This is a genomic window from Amycolatopsis camponoti, from assembly GCF_902497555.1.
GTDB classification, from domain to species: Bacteria; Actinomycetota; Actinomycetes; order Mycobacteriales; family Pseudonocardiaceae; genus Amycolatopsis; species Amycolatopsis camponoti.
Genome location: NZ_CABVGP010000002.1, coordinates 1,285,246 through 1,304,981 on the forward strand (window position 1 = coordinate 1,285,246; position 19,736 = coordinate 1,304,981).

A 19,736-nucleotide genomic window follows, 5' to 3' on the forward strand; every position below is an offset into this window, starting at 1 on the left:
TCGGTAGTCCGACGGTGACCGGCGTCGGGTCGCGATCAGGTGCGCTCTACGATCGTCGGTATGGCCGAGTTCATCTACACCATGAAGAAGGTGCGCAAGACCGTCGGGGACAAGGTCATCCTCGACGACGTCAGCACCGCGTTCTACCCCGGCGCCAAGATCGGCGTGGTCGGGCCGAACGGTGCCGGTAAGTCCACCGTTCTCAAGATCATGGCGGGGATCGAGCAGGCCAGCAACGGCGAAGCGTTCCTCCAGCCCGGCGCGACCGTGGGCATCCTCATGCAGGAGCCGGTGCTCAACGAGGAGAAGACGGTCCGGGGGAACGTCGAGGAGGGCCTCGGCGAGATCAAGACCAAGCTGGACCGCTACAACGAGATCGCCGAGCTGATGGCGACCGACTACAGCGACGCCCTGATGGAGGAGATGGGCCAGCTCCAGGAGGAGCTGGACCACGCCGACGCCTGGGAGCTCGACTCGACCGTCGAGCAGGCGATGGACGCCCTGCGCTGCCCGCCGCCCGAGGAGGGTGTCTCGCACCTCTCCGGGGGTGAGCGCCGCCGCGTCGCGCTGTGCAAGCTGCTGCTGTCCGCGCCCGACCTGCTGCTGCTCGACGAGCCCACCAACCACCTGGACGCCGAAAGTGTCCTGTGGCTGGAGCAGTTCCTGGCCCGCTACGCCGGCGCCGTCCTCGCCGTCACCCACGACCGGTACTTCCTGGACAACGTGGCCGAGTGGATCATGGAGCTCGACCGCGGCCGCGTCGTCGGCTACGAGGGCAACTACTCCACGTACCTGGAGAAGAAGCAGGAACGCCTCGCCGTCCAGGGCAAGAAGGACGCGAAGCTCGCGAAGCGCCTGAAGACCGAGCTCGAGTGGGTGCGGTCCAACGCCAAGGCCCGGCAGACCAAGTCCCGGTCGCGGCTCGACCGCTACGAGGAGATGGCGGCGGAGGCGGACAAGCACCGCAAGCTCGACTTCGAAGAGATCCAGATCCCGCCGGGCCCGCGCCTGGGCAGCGTCGTGGTCGAGGTCGAGAAGCTCAAGAAGGGCTTCGACGACCGCGTCCTCATCGACGGGCTGTCGTTCGACCTGCCGCGCAACGGCATCGTCGGCGTGATCGGCCCGAACGGCGTCGGCAAGACCACGCTGTTCAAGACGATCGTCGGGCTCGAGGAGCCGGACGACGGCATCGTCAAGATCGGCGAGACGGTCAAGCTGTCCTATGTGGACCAGAACCGCGGCGGGATCGACCCGAAGAAGACCGTGTGGCAGGTCGTCTCCGACGAGCTGGACTACATCCACGTCGGGCAGACCGAAATGCCGTCGCGCGCGTACGTCAGCGCGTTCGGCTTCAAGGGCCCGGACCAGCAGAAGCCGGCGGGCGTGCTCTCCGGTGGTGAGCGCAACCGGCTCAACCTGGCGCTGACGCTCAAGCAGGGCGGGAACCTGATCCTGCTCGACGAGCCGACGAACGACCTGGACGTCGAGACGCTGGGCTCGCTGGAGAACGCGCTGGAGCAGTTCCCCGGCTGCGCCGTCGTGATCTCGCACGACCGGTGGTTCCTCGACCGGGTCGCGACGCACATCCTGGCCTGGGAAGGCACCGAGGAGAACCCGTCGCAGTGGTTCTGGTTCGAGGGCAACTTCGAAGGGTACGAGAAGAACAAGGTGGAGCGGATGGGCGCCGAGGCCGCCCGCCCGCACCGTGTCACCCACCGCAAGCTGACCCGCGACTGAGGGGGCGGGTTTCCCCGTGGAAGCCAGCAAGCAGCACCGGACGGGCCCGCTCTCGACGTCGAACGCCGCCTCCGCGGGAGGACGTGCGTCGGCGGGGGAGAGCGGGCGCGCCGCCAATGCCGGGGGAACCCTCTCCGCAGTCGGACGGCTGATCGAGCGGGCGGACGCCCTGCACCTGCGGGCGCCCGAGCTCGCCCTCGTCCTCGGCGAGCGCGCGGCCGCGTTGTCCGAAGCCGCCGGCGCCGACGAGCAGTGGATCCGGGCCGAGAGCCTGGTCGTGTCCGCGCGCGTCCGCCTCGGCGAGCGGCCGGGCACGGTCGGGCGCGCCGTCGCGGCCCTGCGCGCGGCCGAGCACGCCGGCTACGGCGACATCGCCGCCCGGCTGCGCATCGACCTCGCCGTGTGCGCCCGCAGCCTGGGCGTGCCGCTGACCGGGCTCGCCGCGCTGCGGCCGGTGCTCACCGACCCCGTCGTTTCGCCGGTGCACCGCGCCGCCGCGTTGACGCACCTCGTCGGCTGCCTCGGCTTGCTGGGCCGGAAGGCCGAGCTGGACCGGGCGCTGGTCGAGGCGGACAAGCTCGTCCTCGGCGACGAGTCCCTGAGCGCCGACACCCAGCTGCTGGTGCGGGCGCTGCTGCGCGTCGGCACGGCCGCGCACCGGCGCCGCCACGGCGATCTGACCGCGGCGGCCGACGCCGCCCGGACCGGCCTGGGCTTCCTGGAGAAGCTCGACAACCCGGCCGACGACGGCGGTCTCGTCCGGATCCGGCTGGTGCTGCTGCTGGTGAGCACGCTGCTCGACCGCGGTGACGCCGAAATGGCGTACGAGATCGCCGAGCCGATCCTGGCCGAGCCCGTGCGGGCGGCCGGGGTCGCGCCGCTGGGCTGGCTGCGGCTGGCCGTCGCGACGCGGATCCACCTGCCCTCGGGTTCGGGTGAAGCGGCGATCGAGCTGGTCCGCGAAGCCGTGGCGAGCACCGACCGCCACGGGATGTCCGCCGTCACCGCCCGGTTGTGGCTGGAGCTGGCGCAGCTGCAGGAGCGGTTCGGGCAGGCCGAAGAAGCCATCGCGTGCCTGTACCGCTCGCGGGCGGCCGAGCAGCTCCACGCGCGGGCCCGGCGGCAGGCGTGCAGCGTGCTGGCCGGCGAGTTCGGCTCGGGGGAGCCGGCGTCGGTCGACCTCGACGAGGTGCTGAAGGCGGTGCCGGCGCGGCCGGTCCCGGTCGTCCCGGCCGTCGTGGCGGTTCCGGTGGCCCCGGCCCCGGCCGCCGCGGTCGAGCCGCCGACGCCGGCGTGGTCGTTCGGCCGCGAGGAGGAGACCCCGAAGCCCGAGCCGCGGCAACCGGCCCCCGCGTGGTCGTTCGAGCGGCCGCGGGTGACCGCCGACGCGGCCGAGACGTCGGTGCTGCCGGCGGTGCGGGACGAGCCCGCGGAGCCTCGCGTGCGCCCCGAGCCGGTGGTCGTGGAACGGCGGCGGCCCGAGCCGGTCGAGGGCCGGCCGACGGGACGCCGGCGCGAGCCGGAGCCGATCGAGGTGCGGTCAGCCGAGGTCGAGTCCGTGCGGCGGGAACCCGAGCCCGTCGAGGTGCGGCCGGTCGAGCCGGAGCGCGTCGAACCCGCGCGCCGGCGCGAGCCGGAGCCGGTCGAGGTGCGGTCGGCGATCGTCGACCCGCCGTGGCGGCGTGCGTCGCCCGGCCAGGCGCCGCCGATTCCGCCGGAACCCGTCGAAGCGCAGCCGTCCGGACGCCGGCGCGCGCCGGAGGTCCCCGCCGAGCCGATCGAAGTCCGCGGCGTGCCCGAGCGCCGGCCCGAAACCAACGGCGAACCGGTCGAGCCACCGGCGCCCCAGGAAAGCGAGAAGCCCAAGTTCTCCTGGGCGGCACTCGCCGAATCGCGGCTGCGGGAGACCGCCGCCGAACGGGAGTCGGCGCCCACGCGCATCACGCCGGCGTTGCCGCTCGCCCCCGAGCCCGCCGCCGAGCGGGAGCCGTGGGAGGCGCGGCGCGAACCGCAGCCGTCGACCCGGCACGACGCCGAGCACGGTTCGGAGGCCGCCCGGTCGGTGCTGGACCGTCTGGGGATTTCGTCGTCGGGCGGTGCGAGCGGCGGCCGTCGCCGGGCGGAAGACGCGGAAAGCCCGCGCGAAACCGAGTCCGGTGCGGAAAGCCCGCGCCGGGAACGCGCCGAGGCCCAGCCGGAGCTGGCGCCGCCGCCGCGGCCGGAGGACGAGCCGCCGTCGGTGCCGGACTACCGCGACGAGGCTGAGCCCTGGCTGCCGCGGCTGCGGATGCCGCCGTCGCTGGAGCCGATGGAGGACTTCGGCCACTGGACGCCGGCGACGGCACCGTTCCCGGAGAGCTACGCGCGCGCCATCGCCGAGGACGAGCCCCCGCCGGACGCGGGCCTCGCCGACCTCCTGGCCCGCGCGCTGGCCGAGCACCAGGCGGGCACCGCGAGCGCGGCGGCGCTCGTCAAGAAGCTGGGATCGAACGACACCGGCCGTCGCAACGGTCACGGCCGCAACGGCCACGGAGCCGAGGTCTCGGACTCCCGCCGGCACGGCTCGGGCGACTGACCGAGGCCCGCGGCGGCCCTCGGATCCGGGTCGCCCGCCCTTGGCCGTTCCACCGAAGCGGCGCTTCCGCGCCGAAGCACCCCTATTCGTCGCCGACCTGCCCGGGGCCCCTCGACAGTGGCGTCCGTCGCACCCCGGTGTCGCCGACCGGCCGACAACGTTCGCCGAACGGCTCCGCATGCCCTCAGCTGAACCGATCATGTCGGCCCTACGTCGGGTAATGCGCGCGGAGCCAGGCTGGTCAGCGCCGCGGGAGGCTCCGGAACGCAACCCGTCAGTAGCTTGACCGATCACGCGAATCCGCTGGCCCGGAAGGGTTTTCCGACACTGGGGAACCCCCGGGTCTTCATGTGATCCCCGACCGGAGCGCATTAGTGTGGGGTGGCCGGACTCAACGCCGAACCGGCGCGGTGCCACCTCACGAATACTGGAGAGTTGCCTCAAATGAGCTCGACCGGAGTCTCGTCCCTACCCGGAACCGGAGCCGAAACCGAACCCGAGTTCGGCCAGCGGTCCCCGGCCAGCCCGGAGCAGATCAGGGACGACCTGATCGACGCCGCCGCCGGCCTGGCCCCGGAGATCGGGGAGCTCATCCGGCTCTACTACCGGCACATCCCGGCCGAGGAGATCGTCGGCGACGAGCCCGTCAACCTGGTCGGCGCCGTGCGCTCGCACCTGCAGCTCGCCAAGTCCCGGATGCCCGGCCGCCCGGCCGTGCGGCTGCTGAACCCCACCGTCGCCGAAGACGGCTGGGCGCGGGAAGCCACCGTCGTGCAGGTCGTCACCGACGACATGCCCTACCTGGTCGACTCGATCGCCGCCGAGTTCGCCCGTGACGGCGTGCAGGTGCAGCGGATCGTCCACCCGATCGTCGTCGTCAGCCGCGACCTGACCGGGGAGCTGCAGGACGTCCACCCGGACGCCGACCCGGCCGAGCCGCCCGCGAACTCGGCCGCCGAGTCGTGGATGTACATCGAGATCGACTTCGTCACCGACCCGAACCGGGCCCGCGAGCTCGACAACCGCCTCTCCAGCGTCCTGGGCGACGTCCGCGAGGTCGTCGAGGACGCCGAGAAGATGGCCCAGACGGCCTGCCAGCTCGCGAGCGAACTGGAGACGGACCCGCCGAACCTGCCCCAGCCCGAGGTCGCCGAGGGCGCCCGGCTGCTGCGCTGGCTGGCCGACGGCCACTTCACCTTCCTCGGCTACCGCCGCTACGAGCTGATCGACAACCCGCACCCGGACTCGGACGAGCCGGCCCTGCGCGCGGTGCTGGCCTCCGGGCTCGGCGTGCTGCGCCAGGACAGCCTGGCCGCCCGCGGCCTCACCGCCGGTCCGGACACCGCCGCGTCCGCGCTCTCGCCGGCGCTGCTGGTGCTGACCCAGGCGAGCGCGCCCTCGACCGTGCACCGCCCGGTCTACCCGTACTACGTCGGCGTCAAGACCTTCGACAGCGAAGGCGACGTCACCGGCGAACACCGCTTCCTCGGCATGTTCACCACCACCGCGCTGCACGAGAACGTGCTCGACATCCCGGTGGTGTGCAAGCGGGTCCGCGAGGTCATCCACCGCGCCGGGTTCCCGATGGAGTCCTTCTCCGGCCAGCGGATGCTCGAAGTGCTGCAGAACTGGCCGCGCGCCGACCTGTTCTCCGCCGACACCGACTCGCTGTACGCGACGACCACCGGCGCGATCACGCTGTCGGACCGCCGCCGGCTGCGGCTGTTCCTGCGCCGCGACCCCTACGGCCGCTTCTACTCCTGCCTCGTCTACCTCCCGCAGGACCGCTACACGACGCGGTCGCGGCTGGCGATGCAGGAAGTCCTGCTGGAAGAGCTCGAAGGCACCCAGCTCGAGTACAGCGCGCGGATCGGCGAGACCGTCCTCGCGCAGGTGCACTTCATGGTCCACACCGATCCCGCGCGCCGGCTCGAGCCGGACACCGCGAAGATCCAGGACCGGCTGAACAGCGCCGTCCGCAGCTGGGACGACCGGATGGTCGAGGCGGTCCTCGACGAACGCCGTGAGCGCTCGGACGGCGGCGTCGCCGTGGGCGTCCTCGGCGAGGAGTCGGCGACCGAGCAGGGCCAGCGCTTCGCGAGCGTCTTCCCGGAGGGCTACAAGGAGGACTTCTCGGCCGGCGAGGCGCTGGCCGACCTCCGCGCCCTCGACTCGCTGACCGACGAGGGCGACCTCGCGCTGTCGTTCTACCGGCCGGCCGACGCCGAGCCGGGCGAACGGCGCTTCAAGCTCTACCTGCGCGGCGAAGGCGTCACCCTCTCGAAGGTGCTCCCCGTGCTGCAGGCGATGGGCGTCGAGGTGGTCGACGAGCGGCCGTACGAGCTGCACCGCGAAGACGGCGGTGCCTGCTGGATCTACGACTTCGGCCTGCGCGTCGCGCAGAAGATGCTCGACGAGGGCGACGACCACGCGGTCGAGCAGCTGCGCGGTCGCTTCCAGGACGCCTTCGAGGCCGCCTGGCGGGGTTACGCCGAGGTCGACGGGCTCAACGGCCTGGTCCTGCGGGCCGGGCTGACCTGGCGCCAGGCCGCCGTGCTGCGCGCGTACTCGCGGTACCTGCGCCAGGCCGGGAGCGCGTTCTCCCAGGACTACATCCAGAACACGCTGCTGAACCACACCCAGGTCGCGACGAAGCTGCTGCGGCTGTTCGAAGCCCGCTTCGACCCGCAGCTGGGCGACGCCGACCGCGAAGCCGCCACCGAGGCGCTCGCGAGCGAGCTCGGCGCGATGATCGACGAGGTCACCAGCCTCGACGAGGACCGCATCCTGCGCCGCCTGATGGCCGTCATCCGGGCCACGCTGCGGACGAACTACCACGTCACCGACGCCGACGGGAAACCGAAGACCTACCTGGCGATCAAGCTCGACCCGGCCGGCGTGCCCGACCTGCCCGAGCCGCGGCCGAAGTTCGAGATCTTCGTGTACTCGCCGCGCGTCGAGGGCGTGCACCTGCGCTTCGGCGAGGTCGCTCGTGGCGGTCTGCGCTGGTCGGACCGCCGCGAGGACTTCCGCACCGAGATCCTCGGCCTGGTCAAGGCGCAGGCGGTCAAGAACGCCGTGATCGTCCCGGTCGGCGCGAAGGGCGGCTTCGTCGTGAAGATGCCGCCGGCCGCGACCGGGGACGCGAGCATCGACCGCGACGCCCAGCTCACCGAGGGCATCGCCTGCTACCGCATGTTCATCTCCGGCCTGCTCGACCTGACCGACAACCGGATCGAGGGCAAGACCGTGCCCGCGCCGGGCGTCGTCCGGCACGACGCCGACGACTCGTACCTGGTCGTCGCGGCCGACAAGGGCACCGCGAAGTTCTCCGACATCGCCAACGAGATGTCCGCGAAGTACGGCTTCTGGCTGGGCGACGCGTTCGCCTCCGGCGGCTCGGTCGGCTACGACCACAAGGCCATGGGCATCACCGCGAAGGGTGCCTGGGAGAGCGTCAAGCGGCACTTCCGCGAGCTGGGCAAGGACACCCAGACCGAGGACTTCACCGTCGTCGGCATCGGCGACATGATGGGTGACGTCTTCGGCAACGGCATGCTGCTCTCGGAGCACATCCGGCTCGTCGCCGCGTTCAACCACATGCACGTCTTCCTGGACCCGAACCCGGATGCCGCGGCGACGTTCGCCGAGCGCCGCCGGCTGTTCGACCTCCCGCGCAGCTCGTGGGACGACTACGACCGCTCGCTGATCAGCGAGGGCGGCGGGATCTACCCGCGCACGGCGAAGTCGATCCCGATCAGCCCGCAGGTCCGGGAAGCCCTCGGCCTGGACGAGAACGTCAAGGCGCTGGCGCCGATGGACCTGATCCAGGCGATCCTGCTGGCCCCGGTGGAACTCCTGTGGAACGGCGGCATCGGCACCTACGTCAAGGCGGAGTCCGAGACCCACGCGGCCGCCGGTGACAAGGCCAACGACGCCATCCGCGTCGACGGCAAGCAGCTGCGCGTCAAGGTCTTCGGCGAAGGCGGCAACCTGGGCCTCACGCAGCTGGGGCGCATCGAGTTCGCCCGCAACGGCGGCAAGATCAACACCGACGCGCTGGACAACTCGGCCGGCGTCGACTGCTCCGACCACGAGGTCAACATCAAGATCCTGCTCGACCACCTGGTGCAGACCGGGAAGCTCGAGGAGGCCCAGCGCAACGAGCTGCTGGCGGAGATGACCGACGAGGTCGGCGCGCTGGTGCTGGCCGACAACTACCGGCAGAACGCCGTCCTCGGCGTCAGCCGGGCGCACGCCGCGCCGATGGTGTCGGTGCACGCGCGCCAGGTGCAGGCGCTCGTGTCCGCCGGCGCCTTCGACCGCAAGCTCGAAGCGCTGCCGAGCAACTCCGAGTTCCGCGAGCTGGAGAAGGCGGGCAAGGGCCTCACGTCGCCGGAGCTCGCGACCCTGCTCGCGCACGTCAAGCTCGAGCTGAAGGACGAGCTGCTCGCCAGCGACCTGCCCGACTCGAAGGTGTTCGCGGCCCGCCTGCCCGAGTACTTCCCGAAGCCGCTGCGCGAGCGGTTCGGCCCCGCGATCGGCGAACACCCGCTGAAGCGCCAGATCATCACCACGCTCGTCGCCAACGAGGTGGTCGACGGCGGCGGCATCTCCTTCGTCTACCGGCTGATGGAGGAGATGAGCGCGACCGCGACCGACGCGGTGCGCGCGTACGCGGTGGTGACGCAGGTGTTCGACCTCCCGTCCCTGTGGCAGGAGATCGACGCGCTCGACAACGTCGTGCCCACCGACGTCGCCAACGCCATGGTGCTGGAGACGCGGCGGCTGCTCGACCGGGCGGCGCGCTGGTTCCTCACCAACCGGCCGCAGCCCCTGGCGCCGCTGTCGGAGATCCAGCGCTTCGGCCGCGTGCTCGACGAACTCGTCCCGAAGATCGGCGACCTGCTGCGCGGCCGCGAGGCCGAGTCGGTGCAGAAGCACGCCGACGAGCTGATGGCCGCGAACGTGCCCGAGGCGCTGGCCCACCGCGTCTCGCTGCTGCTGCACACCTACGGCCTGCTCGACGTCACCGAGGTGGCCGAGCTCGCCGAGCAGCAGATCGGCGTGGACGCGACGCACAGCCCGGCGGAGACGGCGGAGCTGTACTACGCGCTTTCGGACCACCTCGACATCGACAAGATGCTGACCGAGATCAGCGCGCTCGAACGCGGCAACCGCTGGCACGCGCTCGCCCGGCTTTCGCTGCGCGACGACGTCTACGGCTCGCTGCGGGCGATCACGCTGGACGCGTTGCGGCACAGCGATCCCGGCTCGTCCGGGGACGCCAAGATCGCGCAGTGGGAGAAGACGAACTCCTCCCGGTTGCAGCGGGCGCGCGTCGCGCTGGACGAGATCCACAAGTCCGGCCGGCTCGACCTGGCGACGCTTTCGGTGGCGGCCCGCCAGATCCGGAGCACGGTGCGGTGACCTACGTTGCGCACGTCCGCCCGCGCTGGACGGACATGGACGTCTACGGCCACATCAACCACGCGAAGATGGTGACGCTGCTCGAAGAGGCGCGGATCCCGCTGCTGTTCAAGGGAGCCGTCGAGGCCGGGCTCGACCAGCTGCCGAAGGGCATCGTCGTGGTCAAGCTGGAGGTGGCCTACAAGGCGCCGATCGTGGTGTCCGGGCAGGAGCTGCGCGTCGGCATCGACCTGACGGAGCTGCGCGCGGCGAGTTTCACGCTGGCCTACCGCGTCCACACCGGGCCGGCGGAGTCCGACCCGGTCGCGGTGACGGCGGAGACGGTGCTGGCGCCGTACGACACGGTCGCGTTGCGGCCGCGTAGGCTCAGCCCGCCCGAGTCGGAGTTTCTGAAGCAGGGGTTCGCGGATGCCTGAGTTGCTCGTACCGGACGCGGCGGACCGGGAGACCCTCGGTGCGTTCGTCGCCCGCGCGGTCCGGCTGGACGGCCAGACGGCCGTCCGCCTGCGGCAACGCGGCGACGGCGTGGTCGAGGCCTGGACGGCGACGCCGTTCGAGTGCTTCGCGACGCGCGCGGTGGCGGGGGACGTGACCCCCGGCGACGTCACGGTGTCCGGCAACGAGCTGCTGGCGGCGCTGACCGTCGCGGGCGGCCCGAAGATGGACCCGGGCCCGGCCCGCGACCTGCTGTGGCACGGCGAGCTGCCGCCGTCCGGCCGCTGGCCGCTGGTGGACGAGCTGCCGGCGCGCGTCGTCGCGGAGCTGGCCGACCGGGGCGTGACGCTGGCCAGGGACAACGCCGGCCCGCACGGCAACCCGCCCGCGTCGCTGATGGACCAGGCGGTGCTGACCGTGTCCGGCGAAGCGACCGAGGTCAAGGTCCAGATGCGCTGCCTGTTCGCCATGTCCGGCATGGGTTTCGTGGACTCGGACCTGGCCGAGGACGTCGTTCGCGTGTCGGCGACCGACTCGTGGCTGCGCCTGGACGCCCGCTACGGCGCGATCGTCCGGCGCCGGCACGCGCTGCTGCCGCTGCTGTTCTGACGGTTTCCTTACGGCAGGGGCGCGGCCCCGTGTTCGGTGGCACCCTGGAGGCATGCCCTCGGAAGACGACCCGACCGCGGACTTCCTCGACGAGGTCCGCGCGGACGAGACGCCGTGGCGGCGCGACCGCCCGCCGGGGGAGCAGGCGCCGGAGCGCGCCGAGCGTCCTGAGAGGTGGGGCCGCACGCGAGCGGCGGGCCGGGCGGCCGCCCAAGCTGCGCCCTACCTCCAGGCCGCGGCCCTCGTGGCGTGGCTGGCGAGCGGTGCCTTCGATGACGGCTCCGGCAACCAAAGCGGCTGACGTGTTAGAGTCCGCGCCTTCCCGTGGGAGAGGCGAGCGATGAGGTTTCCGGCGTTCACCGTGATCGTGACCCGCGAAGCCGGTGTCTGGACCGCGAAGGTGACCGACGGCCTCGACGCCGCGGCCGAGTTCAAGCGGTTCACCGACATCGACCCCGGCATGCGGAAGATCGTCGCGAACCAGACCGGTCTCCCGCCGGAGCGGTTCTACCTCCGGTGGCGCTACGAGTTCGACGACGCGGACGCGACCGACCTCGTCCTGCAGTACCAGGAGGCGCACCGGATCGCCGAGGACGTGGCCGAGTGGCGCGAAGGGGTCCGCGCCCGCCTGGTCTCCACGCTGAACGGGCAGATTTCGCAGCGGGCGATCGCCGACCTGCTCGGCCTGTCGCACCAGCGCGTCAACCAGCTCACGCACGCCCCGGTGCCCGACGCGGCCGACGTCGTCAAGCCCGGCCGCTGGGTGCCGCTCTAAACCAGCCAGGCGGCCGCGTCCGCCGGCAGCTTGCCGTCCACCAGCGGGCTGCTGCTCAGCAGTACCTCACCCGGCGGCAGCGCGATGGGCGTGGCGGACGTGTTGAGCGCGCACACCAGCCCGCCGCCCTTGCGGCGGAACGCGAAGCAGCCGGCCGGAGCGCCGTACCACTCCAGCTCGTCACCGCCGAACGCCGAGTGCGTCTTCCGCAGCTCGATCGCCTGGCGGTACAGCGAAAGCGTCGAGTCGGCGTCTTCGATCTGCTTCTCGACCGTCAAACCGGCCCAGGAAGCCGGCATCGGCAGCCACGTCCGCGGGTTGCGCGAGAACCCGAACGGCGGCAGGTCGCCCTCCCACGGCAGGGGCACCCGCGAGACGTCCCGGCCGAACTCGGCGCCGCTGGTCTTCGCGCGCGGATCGGCCATCTCCGCGAGCGGGATCTCGACGTTGGCCAGGCCCAGCTCTTCGCCGTTGTACAGGTAGACCGCGCCGGGCAGCGCCAGCTCCACGAGCGCCATCGCCCGCGCGCGCCGCACGCCCGCGGCACCCCCGCCGTAGCGGCTGACCTGCCGCCAGACGTCGTGGTTGCCCAGCGTCCACGTCGCAGGTGCCCCCGTGCGAGCCGGCACCGTCAGGGAGCGCTGGATGGCCGTGCGCATCGCGTCCGCGTCGAAGTGGGTCAGCACCAGCCGGAAGTTGAACGCCAGGTGCAGCTCGTCGGGCCGCAGGTACCGGGACAGGCGTTCCTCGTCGGTCACCCAGATCTCGCCGACGGCCATCGCTTCCGGGTACTCGTCGAGCACCTTGCGGATCATCTGGTGGATCTCGTGGACGCCGTCGTAGTCCCAGCGCGGGTCGTAGTAGTGGCTCGGCCCGAGCGCGTCGGCGCGCGGGTCCATGTCCGGCAGGCCGGGCGGCTTGGCCATGCCGTGCGCGACGTCGATGCGGAAGCCGTCGACGCCGCGTTCGAGCCAGAAGCGCAGGGTGCGTTCCAGGTCGGCGGCGACTTCCGGGTTGGCCCAGTTCAGGTCGGGCTGCTGTGGCGCGAACAGGTGCAGGTACCACTGCCCGTCGGGCACGCGGGTCCACGCCGGGCCGCCGAACGCGCTGACCCAGTTGTTCGGCGGGTCCTCGCCCTTCGGGCCGACGCCGTCGCGGAAGATGTACCGGTCGCGCTCCGGGCTGCCCGGCTTGGCCGCCATCGCGGACTTGAACCAGGCGTGCTGGTTGCTGGTGTGGTTGGGGACGACGTCCACGGTGACCTTGATGTTGCGCTTGTGCGCCTCGGTCAGCAGGACGTCGAAGTCGCCGAGGGTGCCGAACATCGGGTCGACGTCCCGCGGGTCGGCGATGTCGTAGCCGTGGTCGGCCATCGGCGAGCGGTAGAACGGCGTCAGCCACAGCGCGTCCACGCCCAGCAGCTCAAGGTAACCGAGCCTGGAGTGGATGCCCTCCAGGTCTCCGACGCCGTCACCGTCCGAATCGGCGAACGAGCGCACGTAGACCTGGTAGAAGACGGCGTCCTGCCACCAGGCTCCCCCGGGTCTCATCGGGGGCTCCGGGTGGCGGAGCCCCCGGCCTGGGGCGCAGCCCCGGATGTTGCAGCTCTCATACGAAGCTGTTCATCATGCTGTGCGCCGCCATCTCCAGGTAGGCCCAGAGCTGCCCGCGGTAGGGCTCCTCGAGGTTCTCCTCGTCGACCGCGATCCGGATGCAGCGCAGCCAGGCGTCGCGCTCGATCGGCCCGATCTTGAACGGCGCGTGCCGCATCCGCAGCCGTGGGTGCCCGCGCTGGTCGGAGTAGGTGTGCGGGCCGCCCCAGTACTGCATGAGGAACAGCCGGAAGCGCTCCTCGGCCGGGCCGAGGTCCTCCTCGGGGTAGAGCGGGCGCAGGATCTCGTCCCGCGCGACTTCTTCGTAGAACCGCGCGACGATCCGGTGGAACGTGGGTTCGCCGCCCACCGCTTCGTAGAGGTTCGCCGGTTCGCTCACTGCAGACACGCCTTCCATCTTGCCTTCCGGGTGCGGGTCCCCGACGCCCGGTCCCGCCCCTCGCCGGAAGGTCGCGAACCCGTTTCCCAGCGTAACCACGCGGGCCGGGTCGTGAGGTACATCACGACCCGGCCGCGGGCCGCTACTTCTTCTCGACCGCCGGGACGGGGCTCGGGAACAGCCGGCCGAGCGGCGGGTCGAACCCGGCTTCCTCCAGGGCCGCCAGCAGCTGGGCCCGCAGCGCCCGCTGGACCGCCCACTGCTTGCCCGGGCGCACCTTCACGGTCAGGCGCAGCTGGAGCCCCTCCGGGGTGACGCTTTCCACGCCCAGCATCTCCGGGGGCTCGAGGACGTGGTCCTTCAGCGCGTCGCTCGCCGTCGCGGACGACGCCGCCTCGCCGAGTACGGTGGCCGCCCGCTCGACGTCGGCGGTGTACCCGAGCGGGACGTCGACGACCGCGACCGCGAAGCCCTGGCTCGAGTTGCCGACGCGGAGCACCTCGCCGTTGCGGACGTACCAGACCGTGCCCTTGACGTCGCGCAGCGTGGTGATCCGCAGGCCGACCGCCTCGACGGTGCCGGTCGCCTCGCCGACGTCGACGACGTCGCCCACGCCGTACTGGTCCTCGACCATCATGAAGATGCCGGACAGGAAGTCCTTCACCAGGTTCTGCGCGCCGAACCCGATCGCGACGCCGATGATGCCGGCCGACGCGATGATCGGGCCGAGGTCCAGGCCCAGCTCGCCCAGCACAAGGATGAAGGCGAGGCCGTAGACCAGGAACGTCGCCATCGACTTCAGCACCGACCCGATGGTCTGCGCGCGCTGGCGGCGCCGTTCGATCACGGCGGAGCCGAGCACCTCGGGGGCGCGCTCACGCAGGGGGCGGAGCAGGGCCGGGAGCTTGCCGCTGCCTCGGGGGAGCGTCGTGACGCGGTTGATCATCCGCCTGATCAGCAGCCGCACGACGAACGCGATCACGATGATCATCAGGATCTTCAGCGGCTTGGTCAGCAGCCAGTTCGCCGAGCCGCCCAGCCATGCGTTGCCGGTGGCCTTGAACACCGTGTAGCAGAAGGTGCTGGGATCGGTGGTGCATGGCGGGTCGGCGGAGAGCAAGGGGAACACGGGGGTTCGATCATCCTTCCGATCAGGTCGGTTTTCCCAACTTCGAGTGGATGTTGGGTCGCGCGGATGTGACACGTCTTGTAACACACGTGCGCTGGGGGCCTGTTCTGTGGTCGACTATGCCTACGCCCCTGGAGGTGGTCGAGTGCCAGACCGACAACCCAGCCCCCGCGGCGTCTCCGGCCAAGCCATGGCCGCCGAGACGCCAGAGGTGGTCCTGCGCGCCTATCCGGGGGGTACCGCATCCGGCGGTGCCGTCCCGGCCGGGCCGGGGAACCGCCCAGGGGGCATTACCCGCCCGCCCGGTCAGCGTAGTAGAGGCCGGGATCCGGCTGCCCCGGCCTGGGGCCGGCGCCGGGTGCTCCTGCTCAACGCCACCTTCGAGCCCCTCACTGCGTTGCCGCTGCGCCGGGCCGTGGTGCTGGTGATGTGCGGCAAGGCCGAGGTGGTGCACGGCGATCCGGGTGGCGTCGAGCTGCATTCGGCCAAGGTGTCGCTGCCCGTGCCTTCGGTGATCCGGCTCAGCACGTACGTGCGCGTGCCCTACCGGGCGAAGGTGCCGCTCACCCGCGCCGGGCTGATGCACCGCGACCGGTACCGCTGCGCCTACTGCGGAGGGCGGGCCGAGACGATCGACCACGTCATCCCGCGCAGCCGTGGCGGACCTCACGCCTGGACGAACTGCGTCGCCTGCTGCGCCAAGTGCAACCACCGCAAGGCGGACCGGCTGCTCTCGGAGATCGGCTGGCGGCTGCGCGTCGTCCCGCGGGCCCCGCACGGCCCGCACTGGCGCCTGCTGGCGCATTCCAAAGAGGCCGACCCGCTGTGGCGGCCTTATCTCGGCTCCGCGGCTTGACGTCGCCCGGCTGACCGGGCCCGGACATGCCGGCGCCCCGGCTGCCTTGCGGCGGCCGGGGCGAGCCGGGTGCTTGCGCGTCTTCAGGTAAGTGCGTGCGTCCCCAGGAGTGACCGGTCAGGCAGCGAGCGCGTAGTCGCTCTGGCAGGTGACGCGGGTCCCCATGGTGACGCGCGTGCCGCGGGTGACCCGGGTGCCTCGCGTGACGCGGGTGCCGCAGGTGACGCGCGTGCCGGCCGTCCCGCGGGTGCCCATCGTGACGCGGGTGCCCCGGGTGACCCGCGTACCGCGCGTGACCCTCGTCCCCGCCGTCACCCGGGTGCCCATGGTGACGCGTGTTCCCGCCGTGACGCGTGTACCGCGAGTGACGCGTGTACCGCGGGTAACCCTTGTGCCCGCCGTCACACGCGTTCCGGGCACGAATTCGATTTCGCTGGGTGACGAGGTGGTCTCGGTGATCGCCTGTGCGGGGGTGTGGACGCTGTTCATGGCAAGGCCTCCTGGGACCGGTGCGTTACCTGCTGGGGCTGAGGAGCGGGGCGCAAGGCCCGTACAGGTGAAAAAGCTACGAGGATTTCAAGGCTGCGACAAGGCGACAGCGGCGGGTGCGGCCGCCTGTACGTTGAGTTGCAACCTTTCGGCCCGAAGGTCTTCGCCCCAACGTTCCATCGGCCGCGAGCCAAGCGGCGGACGGCAGTCGGCTTACGACGAACGGTCGAGTGCGGTACACGCCGTGGCTTCGGTGGCTGAAGTGTCTGCGGAGGTCATCCGATACGCTCACCGCCGTGAACATCGTCGAGACGATCCTGGTCTTCGCCGTGATCCCGCTGGCCATCTACGGCCTCGCCGGGCTGCTGACGCTCCGGCGCAGGTCCGGCGGCGCCGCGCGGTACCGGTCCGGCCAGGCCTGGGACTACCCGGCCATGTGGTGGAGCGCCAACCCCGACGGGGTCGGCGCCGGGCACCGGCACGCCGGCGCCGAGAACAGCGCGCCCGAGGGCGCCCCGACCGCGGCAGGAGGCGCTCGTGGCAACTGGTGAGCTGACGAAGCGCGTCGACGAGTCCGAACTGGGCTACGGCGAGGCTCTGACGTCGAGTGGCCGCGTGTCGGCCGCGAAGATGTACGAGCCGGAGGCGCCGACGAGCCCCTTCACCACCCGCCAGCTGGCCCGCCTCGACGAGGCGCTGACGTTCGCGAGCCGGGAGACCGGCCTCGACTTCAGCCTGTACCTCGGCGAACTGGGCACCGACAGCCGGTCGGCGGCGGAGAAGCTGCACTCGACGACGGCGAACCCGGCGAACGCGGTCCTGATCGCGGTCTCCCCGGGCGAGAAGCTGATCGAGATCGTCACGGGCAAGACGGCCCACGTCCGTCTCCCGGACCGCGGCTGCAAGCTCGCGGTGGCGAGCATGGTGGCGTCCTTCAAGGAGGGCGACCTGGTGCGCGGTCTGGTGAACGGCCTCGCGAACGCGCTGCGCATGCTGTCCGACCAGGCGGGCCCCGCGCCCCGCTGACGCAACGGACGCGAGAGCCCCGCACCTCACCGAGGTGCGGGGCTCTTTTACGTCCGGCGCTGGCCGTCAGGCCTGGGCGTCGAAGTCCCGGGCGGCCAAAGCCCGGACGATGCCCGCCCGGCCTTCCGAAACCAGCCGGCGCAGGGCCTGCGAGTGCTCGCCGGCCAGCCACGCGTCCGACGCCGTCACCGTCTCCGGGGCCACCGCCCACGACGGGTACAGCCCGATCGCGATCGGCTGCGCGCGCTCGCTGGAGCGCCGCTGCCACACCTCGTCGATCACCTCGAAGTACCGCGGGACGTACGAGCCCAGCAGCGCCTTCTGGCCCGGGTGGGAGAAGCCCGAGATGAGCGAGTCGCTGACCGCGTTCGGCAGCTCGTCGTCGTACACCGCGCGCTGCCACGCGTCGGCCTTGGCCTCCGCCGTCGGGCGCAGGGCGCGGGCGCGCTCCGCCTGGCGACGGCCCGTCGCCGTGTTGTCGCGGGCCAGCTCGGCCTCGATCTCCGCCGTGTCCGCCTTGCCGTGCGCGACCAGCGCGTGCAGCAGGCGCCAGCGCAGGTCCGTGTCCACCGTCAGGCCGTCGAGCGGCGCCGACCCGTCCAGCCAGCCGGCCACCACGGCCAGCGTCGCCTCGTCCAGCACCGACCCGGAGAGGGAGTTGACGAAGGCCAGCTGGTGGTCCGAGCCCGGCTCGGCGGCGTGGACCAGCTCCAGCAGCCGCGTCGTGAACGCCGGCCAGCCGCGCGAAGCCGCCCACTCCTGCTCCGCGTAGGAGTTCAGCGCCGTCTGGGCCTGCAGCAGCAGGCGCTGGACGACGCCGACCTCGGTCTCGGTGTGGATGCCGCGCTGCACCAGCGTGACGAAGTCGCGGGCCTTCAGCTCGGCCTCGCGGGTCATCTCCCACGCCGCCGACCAGCACAGCGTCCGCGGCAGCGGCTCGGTGATGTCGGCGACGCGGTCGATCAGCGTCGTCAGCGACGCCGGGTCGAGCCGCATGGTGCAGTACGTCAGGTCGTCGTCGTTGACGAGCACGAGCTTGCCCGCGGGCCGGCCGACCAGGTCGGGTACCTCGGTGCGCTCGCCGTCGACGTCCAGCTCGACGCGCTGGGTCCGGACGATCTTGCCCGAGCCGTCCTCGTCGTAGATCCCGACGGCGACGCGGTGGGTGCGCAGCTCACCGGCGCCCGGCTTCGCGCCGGACTGCACGACGGCGAACGAGGCGAAGTTCCCGTCCGCGCCGATCTCGTAGCGCGGGCTCAGCGAGTTGAGCCCGGTCGTCTCCAGCCACTGCGCGCTCCACCACGACAGGTCGCGCCCGGACGCCTCTTCCAGCGCGCCCAGCAGGTCGGCCAGGGTCGCGTTGCCCCAGGCGTGCTTGCCGAAGTACACCTTCAGGCCGTCGAGGAAGTGGTCCAGCCCGACGTAGGCGACGAGCTGCTTGAGCACGCTCGCGCCCTTGGCGTAGGTGATGCCGTCGAAGTTCACCTCGACCGCGTGCAGGTCGACGATGTCGGCCGCGATCGGGTGCGTCGAGGGCAGCTGGTCCTGGCGGTAGGCCCACGACTTCTCGATGTTCGCGAAGCTGGTCCACGCGTTCTTGTACTCGGTCGCCTCGGCCTGGGCCAGCACGCTCGCGAAGGTCGCGAACGACTCGTTCAGCCACAGGTCGTCCCACCAGCGCATGGTCACCAGGTCGCCGAACCACATGTGCGCCATCTCGTGCAGCAGCGTCTCGGCGCGCCGCTCGTAGGCGTAGCGGGTGACGCGGCTGCGGAAGACGTAGTCCTCCAGGAACGTCACCGCGCCGGCGTTCTCCATCGCGCCCGCGTTGAACTCGGGCACGAACAGCTGGTCGTACTTGGAGAACGGGTAGGGCGTGCCGAACTTCTCGTGGTAGAAGCCGAAGCCCTGCTTGGTCTCGGTGAACAGCCGGTCGGCGTCCATGTGCTCGGCCAGCGACGCGCGGCAGTAGATGCCGAGCGGGATGGTCTTGTGCTCGTCGGTGTACTCGTCGCGCCACTCGGCGTACGGCCCGGCGATCAGCGCGATCAGGTAGGTCGAGAGCCGCTCGGACTCCTTGAACACTGTGCGGACGGCGCCTTCGGGGGTCTCCTCGGCGGACTCCACGGCCGTGTTCGAGACGACCTTCCAGTCCTTCGGCGCGATCACGGTGAGCCGGTAGACCGACTTGAGGTCGGGCTGGTCGAAGCAGGCGAACATCCGCTTGGCGTCGGCCGTCTCGAACTGCGTGTACAGGTAGACGCTGTCGTCGACCGGGTCGACGAACCGGTGCAGGCCTTCGCCGGTGTTCATGTACCGGCAGTCGGCGGTCACGGTGAGCTCGTTCGCCTCCGCCAGGTCGGCGAGCGCGATGCCCTTGTCCTCGACGTACGCGCTGATGTCGACGTCGGTGCCGTTCAGGGTGGCCGAATGCACGCGGTCGGCGACGATGTCGACCCACGTCCGTTCGCCGGCCCGGGCGCTGGAGAACCGGACGGTCGTCTTCGACGCGAAGGTCTTCTCGCCGGGGCCGCCGTGGCCGTCGGTGAGATCCAGCTCGATGTCGTAACCGGTGACGTCGAGCAGGTCCGCGCGCAGCTTGGCTTGGTCGCGGGTCAGGTTGGGGGCGGGCACAGGCACCTCTGGTCGTTGGTATCGGTTTTCAACTCCCCGCATCCAATCA

Annotated in this window: 15 protein-coding genes; 10 read left to right on the forward strand and 5 right to left on the reverse strand. The window is 71.5% G+C overall.

Translation table 11 applies throughout. The features are described 5' to 3' along the window. Positions 1-60: 60 nt before the first annotated feature. The 7 genes from ettA (at position 61) to AA23TX_RS26615 (ending at position 11,561) form a co-directional block, all read left to right on the forward strand. On the forward strand, positions 61-1,737 hold the full coding sequence (ettA, locus tag AA23TX_RS26585; protein WP_155545549.1) for an energy-dependent translational throttle protein EttA: 1,677 nt from the start codon (positions 61-63) through the stop codon (positions 1,735-1,737). Positions 1,738-1,753: 16 nt separating this feature from the next. Next, positions 1,754-4,312, forward strand: a complete 2,559-nt coding sequence (locus tag AA23TX_RS26590) for a hypothetical protein (protein WP_155545550.1) — start codon at positions 1,754-1,756, stop codon at positions 4,310-4,312. A 444-nt stretch (positions 4,313-4,756) separates the two neighbouring features. After that, a complete protein-coding gene (locus tag AA23TX_RS26595) occupies positions 4,757-9,742 on the forward strand; it encodes an NAD-glutamate dehydrogenase (protein ID WP_155545551.1) in 4,986 nt (1,661 codons plus the stop codon). After that, positions 9,739-10,158, forward strand: a complete 420-nt coding sequence (locus AA23TX_RS26600) for an acyl-CoA thioesterase (protein WP_155545552.1) — start codon at positions 9,739-9,741, stop codon at positions 10,156-10,158. The genes AA23TX_RS26595 and AA23TX_RS26600 overlap by 4 nt, the downstream gene beginning before the upstream one ends. After that, complete coding sequence (locus AA23TX_RS26605) at positions 10,151-10,786, forward strand: DUF8010 domain-containing protein (RefSeq protein WP_155545553.1); 636 nt, start codon at positions 10,151-10,153, stop codon at positions 10,784-10,786. The genes AA23TX_RS26600 and AA23TX_RS26605 overlap by 8 nt, the downstream gene beginning before the upstream one ends. Before the next feature lie 52 nt (positions 10,787-10,838). Then, on the forward strand, positions 10,839-11,087 hold the full coding sequence (locus tag AA23TX_RS26610) for a hypothetical protein (protein ID WP_155545554.1): 249 nt from the start codon (positions 10,839-10,841) through the stop codon (positions 11,085-11,087). A gap of 39 nt (positions 11,088-11,126) precedes the next feature. Continuing rightward, a complete protein-coding gene (locus tag AA23TX_RS26615) occupies positions 11,127-11,561 on the forward strand; it encodes a hypothetical protein (protein ID WP_155545555.1) in 435 nt (144 codons plus the stop codon). Here AA23TX_RS26615 and AA23TX_RS26620 read toward each other — a convergent pair. The 3 genes from AA23TX_RS26620 to AA23TX_RS26630 all read right to left on the reverse strand — a co-directional run bounded on the left by AA23TX_RS26620 (position 11,558) and on the right by AA23TX_RS26630 (position 14,682). Next, positions 11,558-13,111, reverse strand: a complete 1,554-nt coding sequence (locus AA23TX_RS26620) for a glycoside hydrolase family 13 protein (protein WP_155545556.1) — start codon at positions 13,109-13,111, stop codon at positions 11,558-11,560. The genes AA23TX_RS26615 and AA23TX_RS26620 overlap by 4 nt on opposite strands. Before the next feature lie 58 nt (positions 13,112-13,169). Continuing rightward, positions 13,170-13,553, reverse strand: coding sequence for a globin (locus AA23TX_RS26625; RefSeq protein ID WP_155547321.1), 384 nt, complete (start codon positions 13,551-13,553; stop codon positions 13,170-13,172). A gap of 142 nt (positions 13,554-13,695) precedes the next feature. Next, on the reverse strand, positions 13,696-14,682 hold the full coding sequence (locus AA23TX_RS26630) for a mechanosensitive ion channel family protein (protein ID WP_196425542.1): 987 nt from the start codon (positions 14,680-14,682) through the stop codon (positions 13,696-13,698). Positions 14,683-15,040: 358 nt separating this feature from the next. Here AA23TX_RS26630 and AA23TX_RS26635 point away from each other — a divergent pair, with 358 nt between their 5' ends. Next, positions 15,041-15,538 (forward strand): HNH endonuclease, encoded by a 498-nt coding sequence (locus AA23TX_RS26635; protein WP_155545557.1) that lies wholly within the window; start codon positions 15,041-15,043, stop codon positions 15,536-15,538. Positions 15,539-15,655: 117 nt separating this feature from the next. Here AA23TX_RS26635 and AA23TX_RS26640 read toward each other — a convergent pair whose 3' ends face one another. After that, on the reverse strand, positions 15,656-16,027 hold the full coding sequence (locus AA23TX_RS26640; protein WP_155545558.1) for a hypothetical protein: 372 nt from the start codon (positions 16,025-16,027) through the stop codon (positions 15,656-15,658). A gap of 296 nt (positions 16,028-16,323) precedes the next feature. On the opposite strand from AA23TX_RS26640, the gene ctaJ reads away from it, so the two are divergent. Together ctaJ and AA23TX_RS26650 are read left to right on the forward strand one after the other, a co-directional pair. Further along, positions 16,324-16,578, forward strand: coding sequence for an aa3-type cytochrome oxidase subunit CtaJ (gene ctaJ, locus AA23TX_RS26645; protein WP_155545559.1), 255 nt, complete (start codon positions 16,324-16,326; stop codon positions 16,576-16,578). Next, positions 16,565-17,053, forward strand: coding sequence for a DUF5130 family protein (locus AA23TX_RS26650; protein WP_155545560.1), 489 nt, complete (start codon positions 16,565-16,567; stop codon positions 17,051-17,053). Before ctaJ ends, AA23TX_RS26650 begins: the two co-directional genes overlap by 14 nt. Before the next feature lie 66 nt (positions 17,054-17,119). Here AA23TX_RS26650 and pepN read toward each other — a convergent pair whose 3' ends face one another. After that, a complete protein-coding gene (gene pepN, locus AA23TX_RS26655; protein ID WP_155547323.1) occupies positions 17,120-19,687 on the reverse strand; it encodes an aminopeptidase N in 2,568 nt (855 codons plus the stop codon). Between the last annotated feature and the right edge of the window lie 49 nt (positions 19,688-19,736).